The following is a 20,465-nucleotide window of genomic DNA, read 5'->3' as shown; positions in this document are numbered from 1 at the left end:
AAAATGGCTAAATGCAAAACTAATACTTCAAGACTAATAGCCAAAGATTTCTTTTAGGTCCAGTTTTTTCACCTCACCTAATTTTGCCAGATCTTCCGGTTTAATACTTTCTTCCTTTGCTACAATACAGTAAACGTATGGCTTTTGACTCATCTCTTTCTTGTGAAAAGCATTTAGATCGCCATACGTTAATTTTGGTGCCTGCTCGTAGATAACTTTACGGATATCAGTCGCATTTCCTAAACGTTGTGCCGCCAAATAACTCCCCAAAATAGAAGCATTCAATACGCGCTCACTGGCAATTGATTTTCCCAGACTTACTTTTGCAATATCTAGACCTTTTGCACTTTCTGGCAACACATCCAACAACTCATTCATCCCTTTGATCGCATCGTTAAATTTATCAGCTTGTGTTCCGACGTAAGCTCCTACCGTATAATGATTTTCCTTTTTGTAGGGCTGTCCGTAATACGCATACGTTGAATAAGCCAATGCTTTCGATTCACGGATAGTTTGAAAAACAATACTTCCCATGCCGCCGCCAAAGTAATTGTTAAACAGAGAAACTGTCGGTGTCAGCGCGTTGCTGTATACACCTGAACTTCTATACCAAAACACTTCAGCTTGCTTCATATCGAAATTAGCAAAAAGAACTTGGTTCTTGCTGGTTGGCAACTCTGCAAATACTACCCCTTTTTTCGCATCGACGTACGCTCCAGTACCTTCTTTTAAAGGCTTCGCTTTTGCTACAAATTCCGTAGCAGTTAATGGGCCGAAATAAAGCATTGTATGTTTCATATTAGCCAAATCATGCAATGCCTTCACCAGATCCTCAGCTTTTAACGCATCGAGTTCCGCATCCGTGAACACATTGTTAAACGGGTTTTTAGGACCATATTTCGCGTAAGACTTTAAACCCTCCATGATAGCCGCTTTGTTTTCTTTCGCATTTGCCCGTGCCTTTTTGAGACGGGCAATATACATTTTGAAAGCTTCCTGATCCACCACGCAATTACGCAACAAGTCTTGTATCAAGTTCTGCGTAGCTGTGAAATTTGAATTCAAACCCGAAATCGATACCATGGTTTCTTCATTTCCTGCAGACACCGAAAAATCAGAAGCTAATTGATAAAAATCCTTGCTAAATTGCTCGCTGGACTTGTCTTTTGTACCTAAAAATTCAAGATAACCCGCAGCTAAAGAAAGTAATTTATTGCTCCATTTTCCAACATCAAAACGATATGACAGCGAGAATAGCTCATTATCCGAATTCTTTACAGCAAGCACAGGTAGACCATTCGCAGCAGCTTTCTGAATATCTTTATTGTAATCAACCCATACTGGCTGAATTTTATCCTCAGGCATTGCTTCCACCCTCTTCAAGAAATCAGACTGGTCATCACGATTGACCGTTACAGGCGTAATCTCAGGTTTAACAACTTTAACAATATTATTATCAACCCCCTTACGTTTATACACTACAACATAGTTATTGTCATTCAGATATTTGTTAGCGAAATCCACAACATCTTGTTTGGTGATCCTGTTCAACTCATCCGAATAACCCACCACAGACGCCCAATCCTGACCGGACGTAAAGGCATCCATCAATGATTCAGCACGGTCACCATAGCTTTCATTTTGCTTGATTTCGTCTTTCTTGGCATTATTCACAATGGCCGTGATCAAATCATCCGAAAACTCCCCCTTTCTCAGTTTTGCAAGTTCCTGTAACAACAATTGCTGCACTTCTTCCAAGCTCTGTCCCTGACCAGGGTTACCTTGCAACAAGAGCAAAGAATAATCTTTCAATACATAAGGGAATGCTCCTGCTCCCAGCAATTTTTGGTTTTTCACCAAATCCAAATCAATCAAACCCGCTGATCCATTGGTCAAAATCTGACTCATCAAATTGAGCATACGGGCATCCTTCGTTGCAGCTCCCGGAAAACGGAATCCCATCAGCATAAATTCAGCATCAGGACCTTTTACCTCACGGACAACAGGTGTCAAAATTGGTTTCTCCGCATCGAAAGTATAAGCCGGAACCTCCTTCGCTTGCATAAAAGCAAAACTCTTATCCACTTTTTTCACGACTTCGGTAGGATCAAAATCACCTGACATAATAACCCCCATATTATTAGGAACATAATACGTGTGGAAATACTCACGAATCGCTTTTAACGACGGGTTTTTGAGGTGTTCTACCGTACCAATAGTCGTCTGTTTTCCGTAATTGTTATTGGGAAAAGCTGCTGAAAACATCGATTCCACGGCCTTACGATTATCTTTATCCAAGCTGATATTTTTCTCTTCATAAACAGCTTCAAGCTCCGTATGAAATAGGCGCAATACCGGATATCTAAACCGTTCAGCCTGTACAGCAAGATACTTATCCATCACATTGCTCGGAATTTGTTCCTGATATACAGTCTGCTCAAACGAAGTGAAAGCATTGGTACCCTCAGCCCCCATGGATGCCATCAATTTATCGTATTCATTGGCAATAGCATAGTTGGCCGCTTCCCCAGACACCTTGTCAATCTCCTTGTAGATTGCTTTCCGTTGTGCTTCATCGGTTGTACCATTATATTTTTCATAAAGCGCATCAATCTGGTCCAACAACGGCTTTTCCTTTGCCCAGTCTTTAGATCCAAATTTATCGGTTCCTTTGAACAGCATATGCTCCAGATAATGGGCCAAACCGGTGTGATCTTTCGGATCGGTCTTACTCCCCGCTTTAGTTGCAATGTACGTTTGGATACGTGGTTCTTTTTTGGTCGGGCTCAAAATCACAGTTAAGCCATTCTTTAGCTTATAAAACCGCGAATGAGTAGGGTCATTGGTTACGTACTTGTAGGTGTACCCACCTTCAGATGCTTCTTTCCAATCAAATTTGGTGTTCTGAGCAAACAAAGCACCCCCTGCTGTTGTTAGTGCAAACGTAACAGCAGTAATTTTAAATAGGTTTTTAATCATGTTTCCTTTTTCTTTTCACCTCAAACATAGATAAATTGCTTTTTATATGCAATACAATAAAGACATAAACAACAATTATTTACCCATTTGACATCGTGATGCTTAAGTGCTGCCAACACGCTTGCTACCGGCTGACGCTATGCAGCTGAAAAATGGCATTTTTTTATAATAGATTTCCCTACTGTTTAAATACTATTGTTACAATGATATATCATTCTTATTTTTGCAAAAATTTTAAAAAACGCTAACGTTTTATTTCATGAGATCAAGAATACTTGCTTTTGTGACTCTGGCACTACTCTCCTTTCGTACCATTGCACAGGTCACACCCCGAATAGAAAATCCGAAAGACACTTTACAAAGCCGCCCCCCTGCCAAGACGAGACTTATATTTCAGCTTGAACATGAAAGCGGAGGCGAACTCAAATTCAATGAACGCTCCAAAGAAACCCTCGCAGATTCATATTATAGCGGGCTTAATTTCCGTGTTGGTTTCCAAACGCAGTTTCAGGACTCTGTCAAGAGCATTTATCATGAGCTATACAACTACCCCATATATGGTATCGGAATCTACAGCAGCACTTTTGGCCAGGAGCACCTCGGGCGACCGTTTGCAGCCTATGGCTTTGTCGCCATTCCTATTAGGCCGAAAGTAAATTCAAGATGGAATTTCAACTATCGGATTGCACTTGGTCTTTCCGGTAGATTCAATCCCTATAACGAAGAAGACAATCCTTTCAACTTACTGATAGGTAGCAAAAACAATGTTTTTATTGATTTTGGACTTCAGGCCAACTACCGGTTAAACAAGCATTTCCAGGTCGGTGCAGGCGCAGCTTTTCACCATTTCAGCAATGGAGCGTTAGCATTACCCAACACAGGGATAAACCTTGTTCCTTTGAGTTTATCCGTTTCTTATACACCAACAAATAGGCCTTTTGATTATAGAAAAAGTAGTATCCCTAAAATGGAGAAAACAGAGGAGCTTCATTTTAATTACGCCTTTGGTTTCAAACAGATTGACCGGGAACATGATAGCCAATATTTCAAATCGACTTTGGGCGCATACTATAGCAGACATTTGGGCTACAAATGGCGACTTGGCGCCGGGTTTGATGCATTTTATTCAGCCAGTGGAAATGATGAAAAGGTTGCAGGCGATAAAGCAGGCAAATTTTCCGCCTTATTTTCCTACGGCCCGGCATTCTACATTGATCATGTCTTAAACTCCAGGTTGTATATCAACGGAAATGTGGGCGTCTACCTGCACCGCAACAAATTTAATGGCGAGAGCATGCCCGTATACTTAAGAGCAGGCGTACGTTATAAAGTTTACAAAGATTTCTTTGCCGGTGTCTCTATTAAAGCTCACGGTGGTAAAGCCGATTTTATCGAGTGGACAACAGGCTATGGTATTAAATTAGGCAAGAAACGGAAATAAAAAAAAACAAATATAGGGATTCCCTGCCCAGATTGGACAGCTGATCGGGGAGTTCTATTTTTTCGGCAAGTTCAATACATAAAAAAAAGCGTTCGTAATGAACGCTTTTTTTATTGTGGGGATTACTGGGTTCGAACCAGTGACCCCTACCTTGTCGAGGTAGTGCTCTAAACCAGCTGAGCTAAACCCCCTAACGAAAAAAAAGCACCATTTGATGATGCTTTGTGGAGGCTACAGGATTCGAACCTGTGACCCTCTGCTTGTAAGGCAGATGCTCTGAACCAGCTGAGCTAAGCCTCCGTTTTGGATTGGTGGAGAATACTGGATTCGAACCAGTGACCCTCTGCTTGTAAGGCAGATGCTCTGAACCAGCTGAGCTAATTCTCCGACTTTGTATGGTGGAGGCTACAGGATTCGAACCTGTGACCCTCTGCTTGTAAGGCAGATGCTCTGAACCAGCTGAGCTAAGCCTCCATACTTTTTTAAAGAACGCCGTTCCCTAATTGCGTGTGCAAATATAGCTTAAAAATTCTATTCTCAAAATTATTTTATAAGATTTTATGCCCTAACAATCACAACAAGCTAAGAAACACCGAAATAATTTTTAATCATAGAACTTCCACGAAATACCAAATCTAAAGTTGGCGGTATTCATCGGATAACGCCGAACCGTGTAGTATCCATGCGGGTAGAAGTTCTGGTTTAAAAAATTATAGCTCAAAAACATATTTACACGTTGTATGTTTGCTGTAATCCACAAATCCATGATTGGATAGGTCGAAAACTCAATCTGTTTGTATGCATTGTAAAATTGCCCTGTACCAACCGAATAATTCGGATTCGCGTAAGGTGTATTGAACTTCGCATCCAGACCAATGCTATAGTCAATAACTTTGTAGAAAAGATTACTATAATACAAACTATTCCAAGTATATAGCTCCGGAACTGCCAATGCATCCTGTTGATCGGTCTTTTGGTAAACGACAAGATTATCTAACGTAAAATGGTTTAATTTAAATTTTTGGCCGACACTTACTTTCAACAAATTAGCCTTATCCAATTGTGTCGGAGTAATCCACTTATCTTTTTTAGGATCGTTTTGTGGATTGGACAACTCTTCGAAGTAGGTATAATTATTCATCAGAAAATATTCGACCTTACCGTGAAAACCAAGCATCGGATTGGCATATTGAAAACCCAGATTCTGAATTTTCGTTTTCTTAAGATCCAAATCACTCCATTTTCCATAGGTATAATTTAAATTCTCAAAAACCATCTCCGGAGATTTATTCTGTGAATATGCTGATAGCGTAACTTTTCCGATTTTATCACCCATAGCGATATCCACTTTAGCATCATATAGGAAATCACCAAAGTTATGACCAAATACAATTTGATTGGCTTTTAAACTGAAATCAAGACGATCTGAGAACTTATACCCCAATTCACCTTTCAGGATACCATTTTGATAAAAACGATCAAATGTCGTGCTATCCGGCAGCTTTTTAAGTGGCTGCGGATAGGCCGTAGGATTATTATAATATCGATTTGAATCCAATTGATTTTGCTCTACCCAGTTCATATCGTGCTGGAAGGCTACATTCAACTTTGCTTCGTTCTTAAATACCGACTTCCCTCGGAGAAAAAAGTTATATTCAAATTCATTGGAAACATTTGTAATCAAGGTCTTATCATTATTCAACGCTAAAGCCTTATTATTGTATGGCAATACGGCATTCCCGTCATCCATGTTTTTGAAGAAATTATAAGTCTGTCTCCGAAAACGTGTGTTATGAGCCATACTATTCGTTGGACGGATCTCCATCGTTGGTTTCCCTTTATCGATCGTATCCAATCGTCCCAAATAAAGTGACTGTCTTAAGAAAAATGAATTATCCCACCATTTAGATCGAGGGATTTGCGTATTAGTAGCATCCTGAAACTTAGTAATAAAACGATTTGGGGCCTGTCTATTTTCGGGGGCAAATGGTAGATTTTCAACGATTGAACCATTCTCCATCGCATCCAAGCGATTAAAAACGGCGTTGATCAAAAGGTTATACCGATTATTTTTTGATTCATACCAGGAAGCTATCGAAGCTTTTAAGTCTGAATAATTCTGATTTAAATAATAGCCATCTGTTTTGGTCGAATGGAAATCGACATTCATATTCCATTGGGAATTGATATTCTGGGCCACCCTTGCTCGAAAGACCTGATCATTAAAGAAGAAACCCACTGCCGACAATTCGGAGTACCTAGCCCGAGCTCTAAAATATTGAACCGAATCAGGATTCAATAAATAACGTTCCAATGCGGTAAAACCAGACTGGAAGCCAATGGTCTTTTTAGGCTGGAACAATAGGTCCCGCGTAGCCAGACCATAGGAGCCAAGATTCACACTGGGGTTCCAGGGTAAATTCTGCGGATTGTAATATTGATAATTATGATGTGACGTATCAATCTGACGCGTATAAGTTGCTTTTTTTAACATATCCAATGTTGCATATCGAATATATTTCGCAGACAGGATAACGGAATCCTTCTTACCATCCTCCTTGGCTCGCGCCGAATCCAATGCACTGCTCCAATCCTCTTTGCTCTGCGCAATGACATCCACGGAATAAATAAATAAAACACACCATGCGGCAAGTATGCGTACGATCAACTTCATCTAAAATAATATAAAAACCAAAAAAGCTAAATTCACCTAAATGAACAAATTACCTTCCAATATCCACAAATCGACCAACCTTCCCCGTCAAAAGATGACACATGAAAATGCAATTTATTGCAAAGCTATTAATTCTTTCAAAATTAATGTCATTTTAGGTTCCGCTTTCTCGGCAACACTGACAATTTCCTGTAATGATACGGGTTTAAGCTGTTCATGAAATCCTTCATCCGTAACAACGGAAATGGCAAATACCGGAAGAGCCATATGATTAGCAACAATAACTTCAGGAACGGTACTCATGCCCACCACATCACCACCGATAAGACGCATATAGCGATATTCCGCTTTTGTCTCCAAGTTAGGGCCAGCAGAAGAAACATAAACAACCTTTCGCGCAACAATAGCATGCTTGGCGGCAATTTCCAGAGCCTGATCGATCATCTTTCGGTTATACGGCTCACTCATATCTGGAAATCGTGGACCAAACTCAGCCAGATTCTGTCCGCGAAGCGGATTATCTGGCAATAAATTGATATGATCTTCAATAATACCAAGATCACCTTTCCTCACCTCGGGATTTAGTGACCCCGCTGCATTGGAAACAAACAATTTTTGCACGCCCAGAACCTTCATGATACGGATCGGAAATGTAATTTGCTGCATATCATAACCTTCATAGTAATGCAGTCTCCCTTGCATAGCGACCACATTACGCCCGCTCAGTTTTCCAAAAATGAGCTTGCCAGAATGAAATTCAACAGTTGAAATAGGGAAATTAGGTATATTGGAATACATCAGCTGATACTCGACTTCAATTTCATCAACCAACTTACCTAAGCCAGTACCTAGGATGATACCAAATTCTGGAGTAAAATCTCCAATTTTTCTACGGATAAATTCCGTAGTCTCATTTATGCTATGATACATACGTACAGAAAAACTAAGTATATCAAACTTACCTTAATTTTTCTGTACGTACAAATCAAAAGCAATACTTGTATTTACATTGCTCAGCAATGGAGCAAATTTCTACAGTCAAAAGCACTAGTTGTGCGACAATGCTTTTTCACTGGCTTTACCCGGGGAGCTGATCAAAAGCATCACAAAAGTAATAAAGCCATTGATGATAATCAGATCCAATCCGATGACATAAGGTGTGTACACCTCAATAACATAGGTTTTAAGTAAAAATAATACCGTAGGCGATAGTACGCAGATATAAGGCACAGCGCCATCGCGAACCGCATATTTTGTAAAAATTCCAAAAATAAATAAGCCCAATAAAGGTCCATAAGTATAGCTCGCCGCCGTAAAGATGGCATTGACGACCGAATCATCGTTGATCAGTTTAAAAATCAGAATGACCAACAACATAACAATGGAAAAGCCAAAATGCACATAGTTACGCTGCTTGATCAATGTTGGATCATTAGGATTTTCCTTCTTATTGAAATTCAAAAAGTCTACACAAAAGGAAGTGGTTAACGCCGTTAGTGCACTATCCGTTGTTGCAAAAGTAGCTGCCGTAAGCCCCATCATAAAGATAATTGCCGGAACAATAGCCAAGTGATTTAATGCGATTTCCGGATATAGATAATCACGTGTTGCCAGTTGAGTGACATCAATCCCATTTTTAGCCGCATAGATATACAGCAAAGCACCTACAGCCAAAAAGAAAATATTAATGACCACAAATACACTTGTAAAGGTGATCATATTTTTTTGCGCTTCTTTAATGGTCCCCATCGATAAGTTCTTCTGCATCAGATCCTGGTCAAGCCCCGTCATGGCAATGGTCACAAAAATCCCTCCCAAGAATTGTTTCCAAAAATTTGCTTTACTACCAACGAAATCATCCCAGAAAAAGATCTTTGAGTAGCTACTTTCTTTCACAGCTTCGAAAGTATCCACAATGCCAAAATCCAATCCCTTCGCCATAAAATAGATAGAAAGAATGACTGCAGTTACTAAAAAGGTAGTCTGTAGGGTATCTGTTACAATAATCGTTTTTAAACCGCCTTTATTGGTATACATCCAGATCAGCACCAAACATATAACGACTGTGATCGCAAAAGGCACATTCCAGGCATCAAAAATAAAATGCTGCAATACGATTGCGACCAAATAAAGGCGAAATGCCGAACCGATCGTACGGGAAACCAAAAAAATAGCGGCACCTGTTTTGTAGGTCGTGTACCCAAAACGCTCTTCCAGATAGGTATAGATGGAAGTCAGGTTCATTCTATAATAAAGTGGTAGCAATACATAGGCTATAATAACGAAGCCTACTGCATTTCCAAGGACAAATTGAAAATAGCTAAATTCGGAAGCACCGACGGCGCCTGGCACCGAAATAAAAGTTACTCCAGAAAGCGCAGTGCCAATCATCCCAAAGGCAACCATATACCATTTAGAGTTTCGGTTTGCAACAAAAAAAGTAGAGTTATCAGAAGCCCCCTTCGAGGTGAAGTGAGCTACGGCAAGCAAAACCGCAAAATAGATTATTATAAAAGATAATAATATTACTGGTGACATAGTTTGTTTTTAAAATAGGTGATTTCTTAATAGGTTATGCTCAATGGGTAGCCTGATAGGCTTCTATCGCCTGCCTCACATTCCCAAATTGTTCGAGTAAAGCTGCTGCCTCTTCTTCTGGTGCCCCGGTTTGATCCATAATGATACGTACACCACGGCCGACCAGCTTATGGTTTGACAATTGCATATCGACCATCTTATTCCCTTTAACCCTGCCCAGTTGGATCATCACTGCAGTACTGAACATATTTAATACAAGCTTCTGTGCTGTCCCCGATTTCATCCTTGTAGACCCGGTAACAAACTCTGGCCCAACAATAACTTCAACAGGATATTGAGCAACTTCCGCAATCGGAGAGCCTCCATTACAGACAATACATCCCGTTACAAGCCCTTTCTCGTTTGCAGTTTTCAAGCCGCCAATAACATAAGGTGTGGTTCCAGAAGCTGCAATACCGATCACAACATCATTCTCATCAATATCATACGCTTCCATATCTTTCCAGGCTTGCTCAAGATCATCCTCCGCAAATTCAACCGCTTTTCTAATGGCGGTATCTCCACCAGCAATCAGCCCGATGATCCATTCAAATGGCACGCCATAAGTCGGAGGCAATTCAGACGCATCTAACACCCCCAAACGACCACTTGTACCGGCGCCGATATAAAAAGTTCGACCACCAGCTTTCATTTTCTCCACAGTGACTTTGACCAATGCTTCAATCTGAGGAATAGCCTGCTCTACCGCAAGTGGCACAGATTTATCCTCATTATTGATATTTGTCAATAACTCATGCACAGACATCTTGTCCAAATCCTGATAATTCGAATCTTTCTCCGTTGTATTTACCATTATTAGTATATATTGTATTTCTTATTTCAATAAATCAGGTACATCTACTAGTTTATACCCTTTTCCCTTTAATATGCTGATGATATCATCCAAATGATGATACAATTTATCTTTCCGCCGATCATCGGTCCCCATATGAATCAATATCAGAAACCCATTAAGCCCAAATCGAGCTTCGTAGGACCAGAGATTATCGATAATCTCTGTCGACGATAAATATCGCCGCCCCATTTCAGGATAGGTATAATCAGCCGCAGTCCGTATTCCTGGTGTATAATTAACCGAATTTAGACCAACCGCTTTTGCCCAATCGACTGTTTCACTATTATACCACTCATACGAAGGAATATAATAAGCCATATCCGCCATATCAATTCCCACACTTTCTAACGCTTTCAAGTTGGCCTTTAGATCAGCGACAAAAGAATCACGCGTAACCAAAAGCTCGTCCCTACTTCCCCAGTCACTGACCAAAAGATGTTTATCCGAATGCCCCGACACCATGTGACCATCATTTAACATCTGACGGACATACGATTTAAAACCTGGCGTCCTGAGATAATCACCTGTCAGAAAAAAGGAACCTTTAATCTGATTATTTTTTAGACTCGCCAATATCTCAGCTGTCCCCTCAGATAAATCATGACCTGTAAACACCAAGGCCACCTTCCGTTCTGTCGAGTCACCCCGCACAATAGCCCCAAAAATATCCCTTGTTACTTTTTTGCAACAGGCTCCTCCATGGCCTTACCTTCCTTTGAAGCCAGCAGATAAATCAAAGAAGCGGTACCATCCATGGTCGGCTCATTGGTACTGTAATCCCCATAGTCGTCGTGATAAACCGCCAGATCACTTTGAAATGCCGCATAGCTATCCGGATTATTCAATTTGATACCGATCAGATTGCGATACGTGGATGCCATAATAGGCCCGTCAACCAAACCGCCATCGATTGGATGTTTCCCCAAAAAGGTAAATGCCGAATGCGGATCAACAGGCGTATCGCCACAAGATGGAAGACCATATACCATACTCGTTCCCCATGGGTTCGTCCCAAATAACCAGTCAAAATTAGCCTGAGCAAGCTCATCAAAATACGCATCTCCAGTCAGTTCCTTATACCAAAGGCATTGGATCGCAAAAGATACAGTTAAGTTATTGCTGCACCAGATAAAGGGAACCCCCCGAAAAAATGCATTTTTTTCGGCTCTCCGATTGACCTCTTCGATCCCCTGCTTATAATAGGAAACAATCTCCTCGCGATCTTGTCCTTTTAATACTTTCGCCAATTCATAATGTCCAAGATTGATAAAAGGGTACCACTGATAATGCGCAGCAGTATCGGTTACCATCCAAGGTGTAATCTTTTCTTGTCGGGCATACTGTAAGGCTTCCCGTGCAAATTTTTCCTTTTTTGTCGTCGAAAAACCCATTGCTGCAGCCAACTGCATATCATCTACCCAATTATCCTCTGCATAAATATAGGGCGATTTCACAGAAACCGTCTGTGTAACGCCAGGTTTTATCATTGCATAGGCATAGGCCGTTTCAGATTTCTTCGACAGCAACTTTGCATACTTCCGATCTTCTTTGTCAAACAACACTGCCCCCAAGCGAAAAGCACTGCTAAATTTACCAGCGGTAGAGCTTGTCCCCGTTGTATTATTCATAAACTTACCACGCTGCTGCGGGTCGCCATCGATAAAATACACCGGTCTTTCAAATCCACGTCCATAATAGGGATCTTCCTTTGGCATCCGCATGCTCGCATGATCCCGGTCATCACCAATCTGGTTATACATTTGATTAGCTTTGGGGTGCATCTTCAATAGCCAGTCCAATCCCCATTTTGCTTCATCCAGCACATCAGCACGGCCATTTTTTCCATCGAGACCATTTGCTTGCTTCAGATCCCCAAAAACCTTTGGGAAATCACGATAAGCCGCTAATAGATGAAATGTGGCATTTGCCGACGTTGTCGCATATTGCAGATAATCAGAAGCATCATGCCAGCCACCGCCTGCATCGATATGCGAACTATCCGGAATACCGGCTTTTCCCGCATAAAGCGCAAACCCATCATGTGTATGACAACTATCTTTCAGAAAAGGGTTGAACAATGTCCGTTGTTGCCGCATATAACGCAGTACAAAATCTGCCGCCCCTTTGTAAACGTCCCGAGCAATGCGGAATGTTGGAGACTTTACATCTCCAGCTTGAACAAAAAAGCGTCCTGTATCCTGCATGGAAGAGAAATCAAAACGAAAGCTCTGAACAAAAGGACCATACGCCCCATAATCTTTTCCAACAGGATGCACATAGACTGTTTTACCCGTTTGCGCATTTTTAATTTCAAAAGAACGAAGCTGCCTGATTGATTTCCCGCCCCATACCGCGACCTTCTTGCCCGCCGGAGTATAGCCCAATTGGTTTATTCTAATCCAAGCATTTTGCTGTGCTTTCGCAAAGTTACAAACAAAACATGCAAAAACAAGCAAAAAAGCTTGACGTAAATTTAAGAAGTTTAGACATTTTTTTATCATATCAAGGCATTTATTTTCAAAAAGATCATTTCAATCGATTGCTTAAAACTGTAATGAAACTATTTTACCATCCATCGTACTGGCTATCACCGTGTTTCTTCCATTTAACACAACCGGATTAACCATTCCATTCGATATTTTATATTGCCATACGACAGCGCCTGTTTTTGCGTCAACTCCAGACAACAAACCCGAATGACTCGGCACAAACACCAATTTTCCATTGGTTACAATAGCAGAAGGTGTCAATTCGTAAGGCAATTTGAGCTTGGATTTCCAGGCAACATCCATGCGGTTACCAGCAACCGAAATGCCCAAAAGATCACCATCCATCGTCTTTACATAGACCAATTTATGATTTGCAGATAGCCCCATAGACTCACGCACCCGAATGGTATCTTTCTTTTCCCGCCAGATGACCGCCCCTGTTTTCGCATCCAGCGCTGTCATAAATCGATCCGGCGCAACCACAAAAACACGATTATTTGCTCCTACTGGATTACAGGCTGCTGCAGAAAACATCCGATTAGCCTGTCCATTATTCCATTCCCATGAGAGTTTGCCTGTATTGACGTCTAAAGCATAGAATCCATTACTCCAAGAGCCAAAAATTACATTCCCTAAATAATACGTTGGCAGGGTAGATACAAATCCTTTGACCTGATCAAAACTCCATTTTACAGCTCCAGTCTTGATATCCAACGCCCTAAACTTGCCATCCGAACCACCGATAAAGGCCACGCCTTCATGTAGCAGCGGAGAACCTAGGACCGCTTTCTCCGTCTGCACCCTCCACAACAACTTACCATCCTGAGCATTTACCGCATAAATTGCATGATCGGATGAACCTGCCACCACAATCCCTTTCCACACAGCCGGAGTAGAATAAACTTTACCACCAGTACGGTACGACCATAGCTTTTTGCCAGTTTTTAAATCAAGTGCAAAGATATCGCCCGCGGTATTTGATGTAATCACGCTATTTTTATAAACTACCAGTCCCGCCCCGATATCGCTAGCGTCTTCAAAAGTCCAATTCACTTTGATTTGATTCGCATATTTTGTATTTACAGCGTAACTCGGCCTCGGGTAACTTACAGTTTCATTTTCATAATGATGATTAAATAAAGGGACGACGACCCAAGGTTTCTCTTGCGTTCCTACTCCGGGATTGCGCTCTTGATAACTTGCTTTCCCATCAGCTATAGTGACGATATTATAACCACCGACCTCTTTATTCGCACGCAAGTTTGATCTCCCCATGACACCCGGAATCCCTTCCCAATCGTATAATTTATTGATATGGCCATGTCCGCAGAGTGCCAATTGAACATTCCTCGTTTTGACTCTTTTCAAGGCATCAAACCAGTTGTTTAAAGATGAATCTTGCGGATAATGATTAATATAGATCAATGGCTGTTGTTTATCAGGATTCGCCACAAAAATGGAATCCATCCAGACCAAGTTTTCACGTGGTATCTGACCTGGGCTCATACGCATATTTGGCCCAGAATTAGTCCCAATAAATGCATAGCCTTTGTGTTTAAAGAAAAAAGTTTCCCCACCAAACACCGTGCGAAAAGTATTGGCTCCATTTTCAGACCAATTTCCATCGTGATTTCCCGGGATAACATACCAGGGCAGCTGCAGGCTGTCCAAAATCCGCTTTGCCAGCTTTAGCTCATGATCAGCACCAAACTCGGTGATATCGCCCGACAGGATAACAAAATCAATATCTTTCAATGTATTTAGGTCCTTTACAGTACGTCGCAGATCTTCCTCTCCTGTTGCACCACCAACATGTGTGTCTGTAACGTGGGCAAACTTAAAGGACTGCTGTGCTATCGCAACGTTAAAAACGCAGGATAATGCAATAAAAAAGGTGATAATTGGAAACTTCATGCGTAATGTTTTCTTAAAAATAGCGTTTTTATGCATAAAACAGAAATGATATTGCATTTTTATGCATTTTATATTGATCAAAATTCATTATGTATTAAAAAGCCTTTCTGAAATTCAGAAAGGCTTTTTTCAAACAATGATATCTATTGCCAACCTGGCGTTTGAGCTAAAATATAGCCCAAATTCGCATATTGTTGGATCTGATTCAATCCAACGGGGGCCATATAAGACCGATCGGTAAAACTCACCCTGTTTGCAAATTTTGGAACAACATAATAACCCACCATAGCGTCACCATTGGTACCATTATAGGTAATTGTATTGCCTGCCGCATCACGGACTTTCAAAACTCCTTCATAAGCTTTTGTCAATCGGTTTGGCAGATCTTTTTTGATATTTACCCAAGGCCCTAGTGAATAATCGACGCTACGCGAAAAATTCATATAGTCCAGTTTTTTCCAACGGCGAATATCATTCAATCGTGCATATTCATATACAAACTCCATTCTCCGTTCGCGCCTAATTTCCCACATCAAAGGCGAAACATCAGCATCGCGATTTGGATCGTTGGGCAGAGAATTCAATGCCAAAGGTGTAGTTTTCCTTACCCCCTTAGCTATAGCGTCAGCGTCTAACGGCCTGTTTCGAATTGCATTGATCGATTTATCCAAATCACCTTGCGTAACAGCCGCCCCACCAAAAAACTCAGCAAGAATCTGCCTTGCCTCGATCCAATTCAGCACAACTTCACCAAGGCGCACGATCGGCGCATCATTTGTATTTGTATTGCTACTCCATTTTGCTGGATAAGTTTTTCCAATATATGTCAGAGCTTCCCTAGCGGCAAATTTATGTCCATAAGCAAATGTTGAAGAAGCGGTATTAACGGTATCCATCAACGAGGCTTCAAACCTAGGATCCCTCGTTCTCGCCAAAGACTTCATCGAAAAATCAGAAGCGTTTGTAACAGTAGAAGCCTGCCATACCTTTCCATCATTACAGATAAAAGATTTCAGTAAATCCAAATTTACTCCTTTCTGCCCCTCAGTACCGTTGCTATAAGACCCTACAGCGTGAGTCACCTTCAAGGCATCATTGTAAGTTCTAAAGAAAATCACCTCAGGATTGCTTGATAAATCTTCTGATGCAAACAAACTCTTAAAATCACTTCCAAAAGACCACTTACCACTATTCATAACCACTTCGGATGCTTTAACCGCAAGCGCAAGATACTTTTTCGCACGATCCTGATCCAAACCGTGATATTTTTCCCAAGACCCTTCAAACAACATAAGATTGGAAATAAGCGCTGCCGCCGCATATTTATTTACATATCCTTTACCATCGTCTGCACGCATATTATCCAATACATACTCGAAGTCAGTATACACTTTGTCCATTACCTCACCACGCTTGGTACGCTCCTTATACATTGTTGCCTGATCCATCGGATCAACCTCAACATCAAAATAAGGCACATCACCAAATACAGAAACCAACCTTGAATACTCATACCCCCTAAAGAAACGAGCTACTGCAGTCCAATGCTTATACTCCGCCTCGGACAATTTTGACTTAGCTTTTGTTTCAACTCTACTCAACATCACATTAGCCTTTCTGACCCAGTAAAAATTCCAGGTTGGCCCAGAATAAGTAGTCAACATATCAGGCGTCAACGTACTTGCCCCTCTGCTCGTGGGAACAACTGACTCAAATCCGCCTTGAGTTCCTTCAGACGTAAAATCATCCGCATAGTTATACCCCACCAAGGGAGCATAGGCCGTACCATAGAAAGTATTATAGCCAACAAAATAATTTAAATAAAAATCATTTGCATATAAACGAACATCTGCTTCATTTCTCCAAAAGTTTTCATCGATTACTTTAGTTTGATCAGGCCTATCCAGAACATCCTTACTACAGCTTACCCCCAACAACATTGCGGATAGCATGATAGATCCAATTTTTATTCTATTTAATTTCATCTGTCAAATTCGTTTAAAAGTTTAACTGTACACCAAATGATGCACTTTTAAATGTTGGTGTCCCCACACCTGTACGACCACCGTTGTAATTCGATTCATTAAAAATCGAGAAACCTTCTACTTCTTCCGGATCAATCGGCAATCCCCGAAGCTTATCCCAGGTGAAGAAGTTCTCCAAAGAAACATAGACACGCAGGTTATTTATCTTTGCTCGCTGCACAATATGTTGAGGTATTGTATAACCCACAGTCAGGTTCTTAATTCTCAAATACGACATATCCAATAGGTAGCGGGACTGAACTTGCATATTGTTAACATTCGCACTACCGCCGTTGTTAAATGCTGCTGGATAAAATGCTCCCTGATTATCCTTAGTCCAGTAATCGTTTACAAAGCTTGCCGGCATCGCACCATCCGAAGTGTTAAAACCTGGAATCGCCAAGAATCCTGCACCCCAAACCTTACGCTGTCCCACACCTTGGAAAAATGCTGAAACATCGAAACCTTTCCAATCAGCACCAAATCTAAAACCATACTGATAACGAGGCGTCGAATTACCAATGATCTTCATGTCCCCAGGATTATCAATGGTGCCATCACCATTATCAATCTCTCCGTCACCATTCAAATCTTTGAATTTAACATCGCCAGGACCAAAATAAAAATTAGTTGAATTTTGGAACCGTGGCTGATAAACAGGTTTTTCACCGTTCGGTCCCTCTTTTAATAGATAGACGTTATCTGTACTTCCATAATATTTAGTCATATCTGCATTTGGTTTTACCAACTGCGGATTGTTATCTCCATCCAACACAAAATCATTATATTGGTACAGACGGTCAGTCTCATATCCCCAGATATCACCATACACCCTACCATTATAATTCACCCCCGTAGTGCGTAACGACGTATATCCACTAAAAACAGACTTAGAATCATCCAAATTAGCTCTAAAATTAATTCCCAATCCATTTTCAAATCGGTGGTTAAAATCTATTGCCAATTCAAATCCCTTAGTCGTCAAGGTACCAAAATTCCCCCAAGGCGCTGCAGACCCCAAAGTCAATGTTGTTCCTTCTAAAGGAGCAAACATATTTTTGGTCTTCTTCTGATACCAGTCGAATGTCAACCCTAATTTATTCTTAAAGAATCTAGCATCTGCACCAAAATCTAACGTTTCCAGATCTTCCCACGTAACATTTGGCCAATTGAGTTTTGGTGTACCAACGGAATTCAACAGCGCCCCATTGACGATGTAGTTAATCTGGCCCGCATCCATATTTGAAACATAAAGGTCAGAAGGTACCGTTTGATTTCCGATGACACCCCATGAGCCCCTAAACTTCAACTGATTTAATGTAGCCCTCGACCAGTCCATGAATTTTTCTTCTGAGACTACCCAACCTGCTGAAAAGGATGGAAACCATCGCCATTTCAAATCTGTTGGAAACTTGGACGAACCATCATAACGGATATTACCTTCAAATAGATACTTATTCTTATACGCATAGTTCACACGGCCAAAATACCCCAACTGTGACTCCCAATACTCACCGCCACTCCCCGTAATTTGGCCCACAGCCAAATCAAACTGAGGATTTGTAATGTCTAATAAATCAGCACGCTGTGTCCAATGGTAAGAACCATCATTTGTCACTCTATTTAAACCAAGGATAAATTTAAAGCTATGATCATCATTCAGATCTAGCTGGTAGGTTGTAAACGCATTGACAGTATGTTTGTGTTCATTTTGTGAACGCATATAGATATGATCTTGCGCAGAACCATTAGCTGTATACATATCATTGGAAAGATCATAAGCCAAAGATGCATCAGTATCTCCCTTATTAACAACAGCTCCTTCTTTATTGACATAAACTGGATTTCCTTGCGCATCAAACCGTTGCTTGGCAGCTACCCAAGAATTGGCAGCGGTATATCTTGTTCCATTTTTACGCCAGCTATAATCCTCATTGGTAAATGTATAGTCCACATCTACTTTCCAATTTTTCATAATATTAACTGTAGCACCAGCGCTTAAATTAATATAATTACGGAGCATGGAAGCTTGGTTTGCCGCCTCATTTTCACTCCATGGACTTCTTATTGGGTTGCTATTTTCGTCATAGCCCATTGGATACAGGGAGCTCCAACGATACATGTATAACCATGGATCGGCCGTTGTTGAGTTTGTCGCATAAGGATAAATTTTATTCCGTTGTGCGAACATGGCACCACCTCTAATAGTTACATACTTATTCAATTCAGTATTAAGTCTTAGCGCAGCATTATATCGTTTAAACTTATCCGAATCGCCTGCTTTTAACATACCGCTTTGGTTTAATGAACCAAATGAAGCTGTATATTGTGTCTTCTTAATGGTACCATTTAAAGACAAGTTATGTGTTTGCGTGGGAGCCCACTCGCGCACCATATAATCATATGGATCATAGGTTCTAACGCCGTACTTTTTCGTTGGCGACCCCGGATCGACATACCAGTCTCTGCCATATACCGTTGGATCATCTTTACCTATTGAGGACCCATATTTTTTATCCCACTCAACCGCACGCTCGTAACTCTCTCTATTTACTTTATAGAAAGCACCAGTCTCGGTTCCGCCAACTCTCTCTAGAGCGTCAATCGTATATTTCAGGGCGTTGACGCGTCCCATTTCTAGCTTCTTATAGGGATTTTGAAATGAGAAGTTATTGGAATAATTTACGGTCACCTTCTCCGAACTTCCGCCTGTTTTTGTTTTAATCAACACCACACCAAACGCAGCTTTCGCACCGTAGATGGACGAAGATGCAGCATCTTTTAATACGGTAATGGATTCAACATCATCAGGATTTACATACTGGATGCTTGGAATTTCTACGTTATCAACCAAGATCAATGGGCTACTATTTCCCTGAATTGATGATATTGCACCACGAATACGCATCGTTGGATCAGATCCTACCTCTCCACTCGGAACTGTTACACTAAAACCCGGTGTAGTACCCTGAATTGCCCTACCAACATCGGCAATCGGACGACTCTGTAAATTCTCCTTCACATTGATCGATGCAACCGCACCTGTTAAGTTGGCTTTTTTCTGAGTACCGTACCCCACAACAACAACCTCGTCCAATGCTTGGTTATCGTCGACTAGCGTCACATTCAACATGCTAGAAGTCACAGGAACCTCACGTGTTACATAACCCACGGACGAGAAACGCAACTTGCTTCCCACGGCAGCTGTAATTTTAAAATGCCCCTGCGCATCGGTCTTCGTTGACACATTGCTGCCAATTACAGACACGCTCACTTCAGAGACTGGACCTTTTCCATCCGTTACAGTACCTTGCACCGTATTTTGAACCGCATTCTTTAATGAAGGGCTTAGAAGAGCATTGGTTACTTTATTGCTGTTCAAAGAACCTTCTTTTTTTGTAAAAGAATAGGATTCAGAAGGAAAACTCAATCCAAGAGCAACAGAAAATAGTACAAATTTTCTCATTGATTATAGAGTTTTAAAATAAATGATTCTAGTTAATATTGTTAG

At 41.0% G+C, this 20,465-nt stretch carries 11 protein-coding genes and 4 tRNA genes; 1 reads left to right on the top strand and 14 read right to left on the bottom strand.

The annotated features are described in order from the left end of the window. Positions 1–33 precede the first annotated feature (33 nt). Entirely contained in the window at positions 34–2,979 is a 2,946-nt protein-coding gene (locus tag B3C94_RS06655) for a M16 family metallopeptidase (RefSeq protein WP_293900870.1), read from the bottom strand. Positions 2,980–3,238: 259 nt separating this feature from the next. On the opposite strand from B3C94_RS06655, the gene B3C94_RS06650 reads away from it, so the two are divergent. Continuing rightward, positions 3,239–4,420, top strand: a complete 1,182-nt coding sequence (locus B3C94_RS06650; RefSeq protein ID WP_293900867.1) for an acyloxyacyl hydrolase — start codon at positions 3,239–3,241, stop codon at positions 4,418–4,420. A 116-nt stretch (positions 4,421–4,536) separates the two neighbouring features. Here B3C94_RS06650 and B3C94_RS06645 read toward each other — a convergent pair. From B3C94_RS06645 to B3C94_RS06585, 13 genes are all read right to left on the bottom strand, one after another. Beyond that, positions 4,537–4,611: transfer RNA gene (locus tag B3C94_RS06645), tRNA-Val, on the bottom strand. A gap of 34 nt (positions 4,612–4,645) precedes the next feature. Beyond that, positions 4,646–4,720 (bottom strand) — tRNA-Val (locus tag B3C94_RS06640). Between the two features lie 9 nt (positions 4,721–4,729). After that, positions 4,730–4,807: transfer RNA gene (locus B3C94_RS06635), tRNA-Val, on the bottom strand. A gap of 9 nt (positions 4,808–4,816) precedes the next feature. Next, positions 4,817–4,894: transfer RNA gene (locus B3C94_RS06630), tRNA-Val, on the bottom strand. Positions 4,895–5,024: 130 nt separating this feature from the next. Next, positions 5,025–7,094, bottom strand: a complete 2,070-nt coding sequence (locus B3C94_RS06625; protein WP_293900864.1) for a putative porin — start codon at positions 7,092–7,094, stop codon at positions 5,025–5,027. Between the two features lie 114 nt (positions 7,095–7,208). Further along, positions 7,209–8,024, bottom strand: coding sequence for a purine-nucleoside phosphorylase (locus tag B3C94_RS06620; RefSeq protein WP_293900861.1), 816 nt, complete (start codon positions 8,022–8,024; stop codon positions 7,209–7,211). Positions 8,025–8,141: 117 nt separating this feature from the next. Beyond that, positions 8,142–9,632: a sodium:solute symporter gene (locus tag B3C94_RS06615; RefSeq protein WP_293900858.1), complete on the bottom strand. Its 1,491-nt coding sequence runs from the start codon at positions 9,630–9,632 to the stop codon at positions 8,142–8,144. 40 nt (positions 9,633–9,672) lie between these two features. Continuing rightward, positions 9,673–10,485, bottom strand: a complete 813-nt coding sequence (gene murQ / locus B3C94_RS06610) for an N-acetylmuramic acid 6-phosphate etherase (protein ID WP_293900855.1) — start codon at positions 10,483–10,485, stop codon at positions 9,673–9,675. Positions 10,486–10,506: 21 nt separating this feature from the next. Further along, positions 10,507–11,178 carry a polysaccharide deacetylase family protein gene (locus B3C94_RS06605; RefSeq protein ID WP_293900852.1) on the bottom strand — a complete coding sequence of 224 codons (672 nt, stop codon included), beginning with the start codon at positions 11,176–11,178 and terminating at the stop codon, positions 10,507–10,509. A gap of 23 nt (positions 11,179–11,201) precedes the next feature. Further along, the gene (locus tag B3C94_RS06600) at positions 11,202–13,028 is read right to left on the bottom strand and encodes a glycoside hydrolase family 9 protein (RefSeq protein ID WP_293900849.1); all 1,827 of its coding nucleotides are present in this window, start codon (positions 13,026–13,028) and stop codon (positions 11,202–11,204) included. A gap of 42 nt (positions 13,029–13,070) precedes the next feature. Next, positions 13,071–14,930, bottom strand: coding sequence for a PQQ-binding-like beta-propeller repeat protein (locus B3C94_RS06595; protein ID WP_293900846.1), 1,860 nt, complete (start codon positions 14,928–14,930; stop codon positions 13,071–13,073). Between the two features lie 143 nt (positions 14,931–15,073). Further along, a complete protein-coding gene (locus tag B3C94_RS06590; RefSeq protein ID WP_293900843.1) occupies positions 15,074–16,915 on the bottom strand; it encodes a RagB/SusD family nutrient uptake outer membrane protein in 1,842 nt (613 codons plus the stop codon). Between the two features lie 13 nt (positions 16,916–16,928). Next, positions 16,929–20,420: a SusC/RagA family TonB-linked outer membrane protein gene (locus B3C94_RS06585; RefSeq protein WP_293900840.1), complete on the bottom strand. Its 3,492-nt coding sequence runs from the start codon at positions 20,418–20,420 to the stop codon at positions 16,929–16,931. Between the last annotated feature and the right edge of the window lie 45 nt (positions 20,421–20,465).

The sequence above is a fragment of the Sphingobacterium sp. UBA5670 genome, from assembly GCF_002420705.1.
Classification (GTDB): domain Bacteria; phylum Bacteroidota; class Bacteroidia; order Sphingobacteriales; family Sphingobacteriaceae; genus Sphingobacterium.
This window is presented reverse-complemented; position numbering and strand designations above follow the sequence as displayed.

Bases quoted from the DNA above. Each gene is read 5' to 3' on its own strand.
- B3C94_RS06655 (WP_293900870.1), bottom strand. From the start codon at position 2,979: ATGATTAAAAACCTATTTAAAATTACTGCTGTTACGTTTGCACTAACA.
- B3C94_RS06615 (WP_293900858.1), bottom strand. From the start codon at position 9,632: ATGTCACCAGTAATATTATTATCTTTTATAATAATCTATTTTGCGGTT.
- B3C94_RS06650 (WP_293900867.1), top strand. From the start codon at position 3,239: ATGAGATCAAGAATACTTGCTTTTGTGACTCTGGCACTACTCTCCTTT.
- B3C94_RS06600 (WP_293900849.1), bottom strand. From the start codon at position 13,028: ATGATAAAAAAATGTCTAAACTTCTTAAATTTACGTCAAGCTTTTTTG.
- B3C94_RS06585 (WP_293900840.1), bottom strand. From the start codon at position 20,420: ATGAGAAAATTTGTACTATTTTCTGTTGCTCTTGGATTGAGTTTTCCT.
- murQ (WP_293900855.1), bottom strand. From the start codon at position 10,485: ATGGTAAATACAACGGAGAAAGATTCGAATTATCAGGATTTGGACAAG.
- B3C94_RS06625 (WP_293900864.1), bottom strand. From the start codon at position 7,094: ATGAAGTTGATCGTACGCATACTTGCCGCATGGTGTGTTTTATTTATT.
- B3C94_RS06620 (WP_293900861.1), bottom strand. From the start codon at position 8,024: ATGTATCATAGCATAAATGAGACTACGGAATTTATCCGTAGAAAAATT.
- B3C94_RS06590 (WP_293900843.1), bottom strand. From the start codon at position 16,915: ATGAAATTAAATAGAATAAAAATTGGATCTATCATGCTATCCGCAATG.
- B3C94_RS06595 (WP_293900846.1), bottom strand. From the start codon at position 14,930: ATGAAGTTTCCAATTATCACCTTTTTTATTGCATTATCCTGCGTTTTT.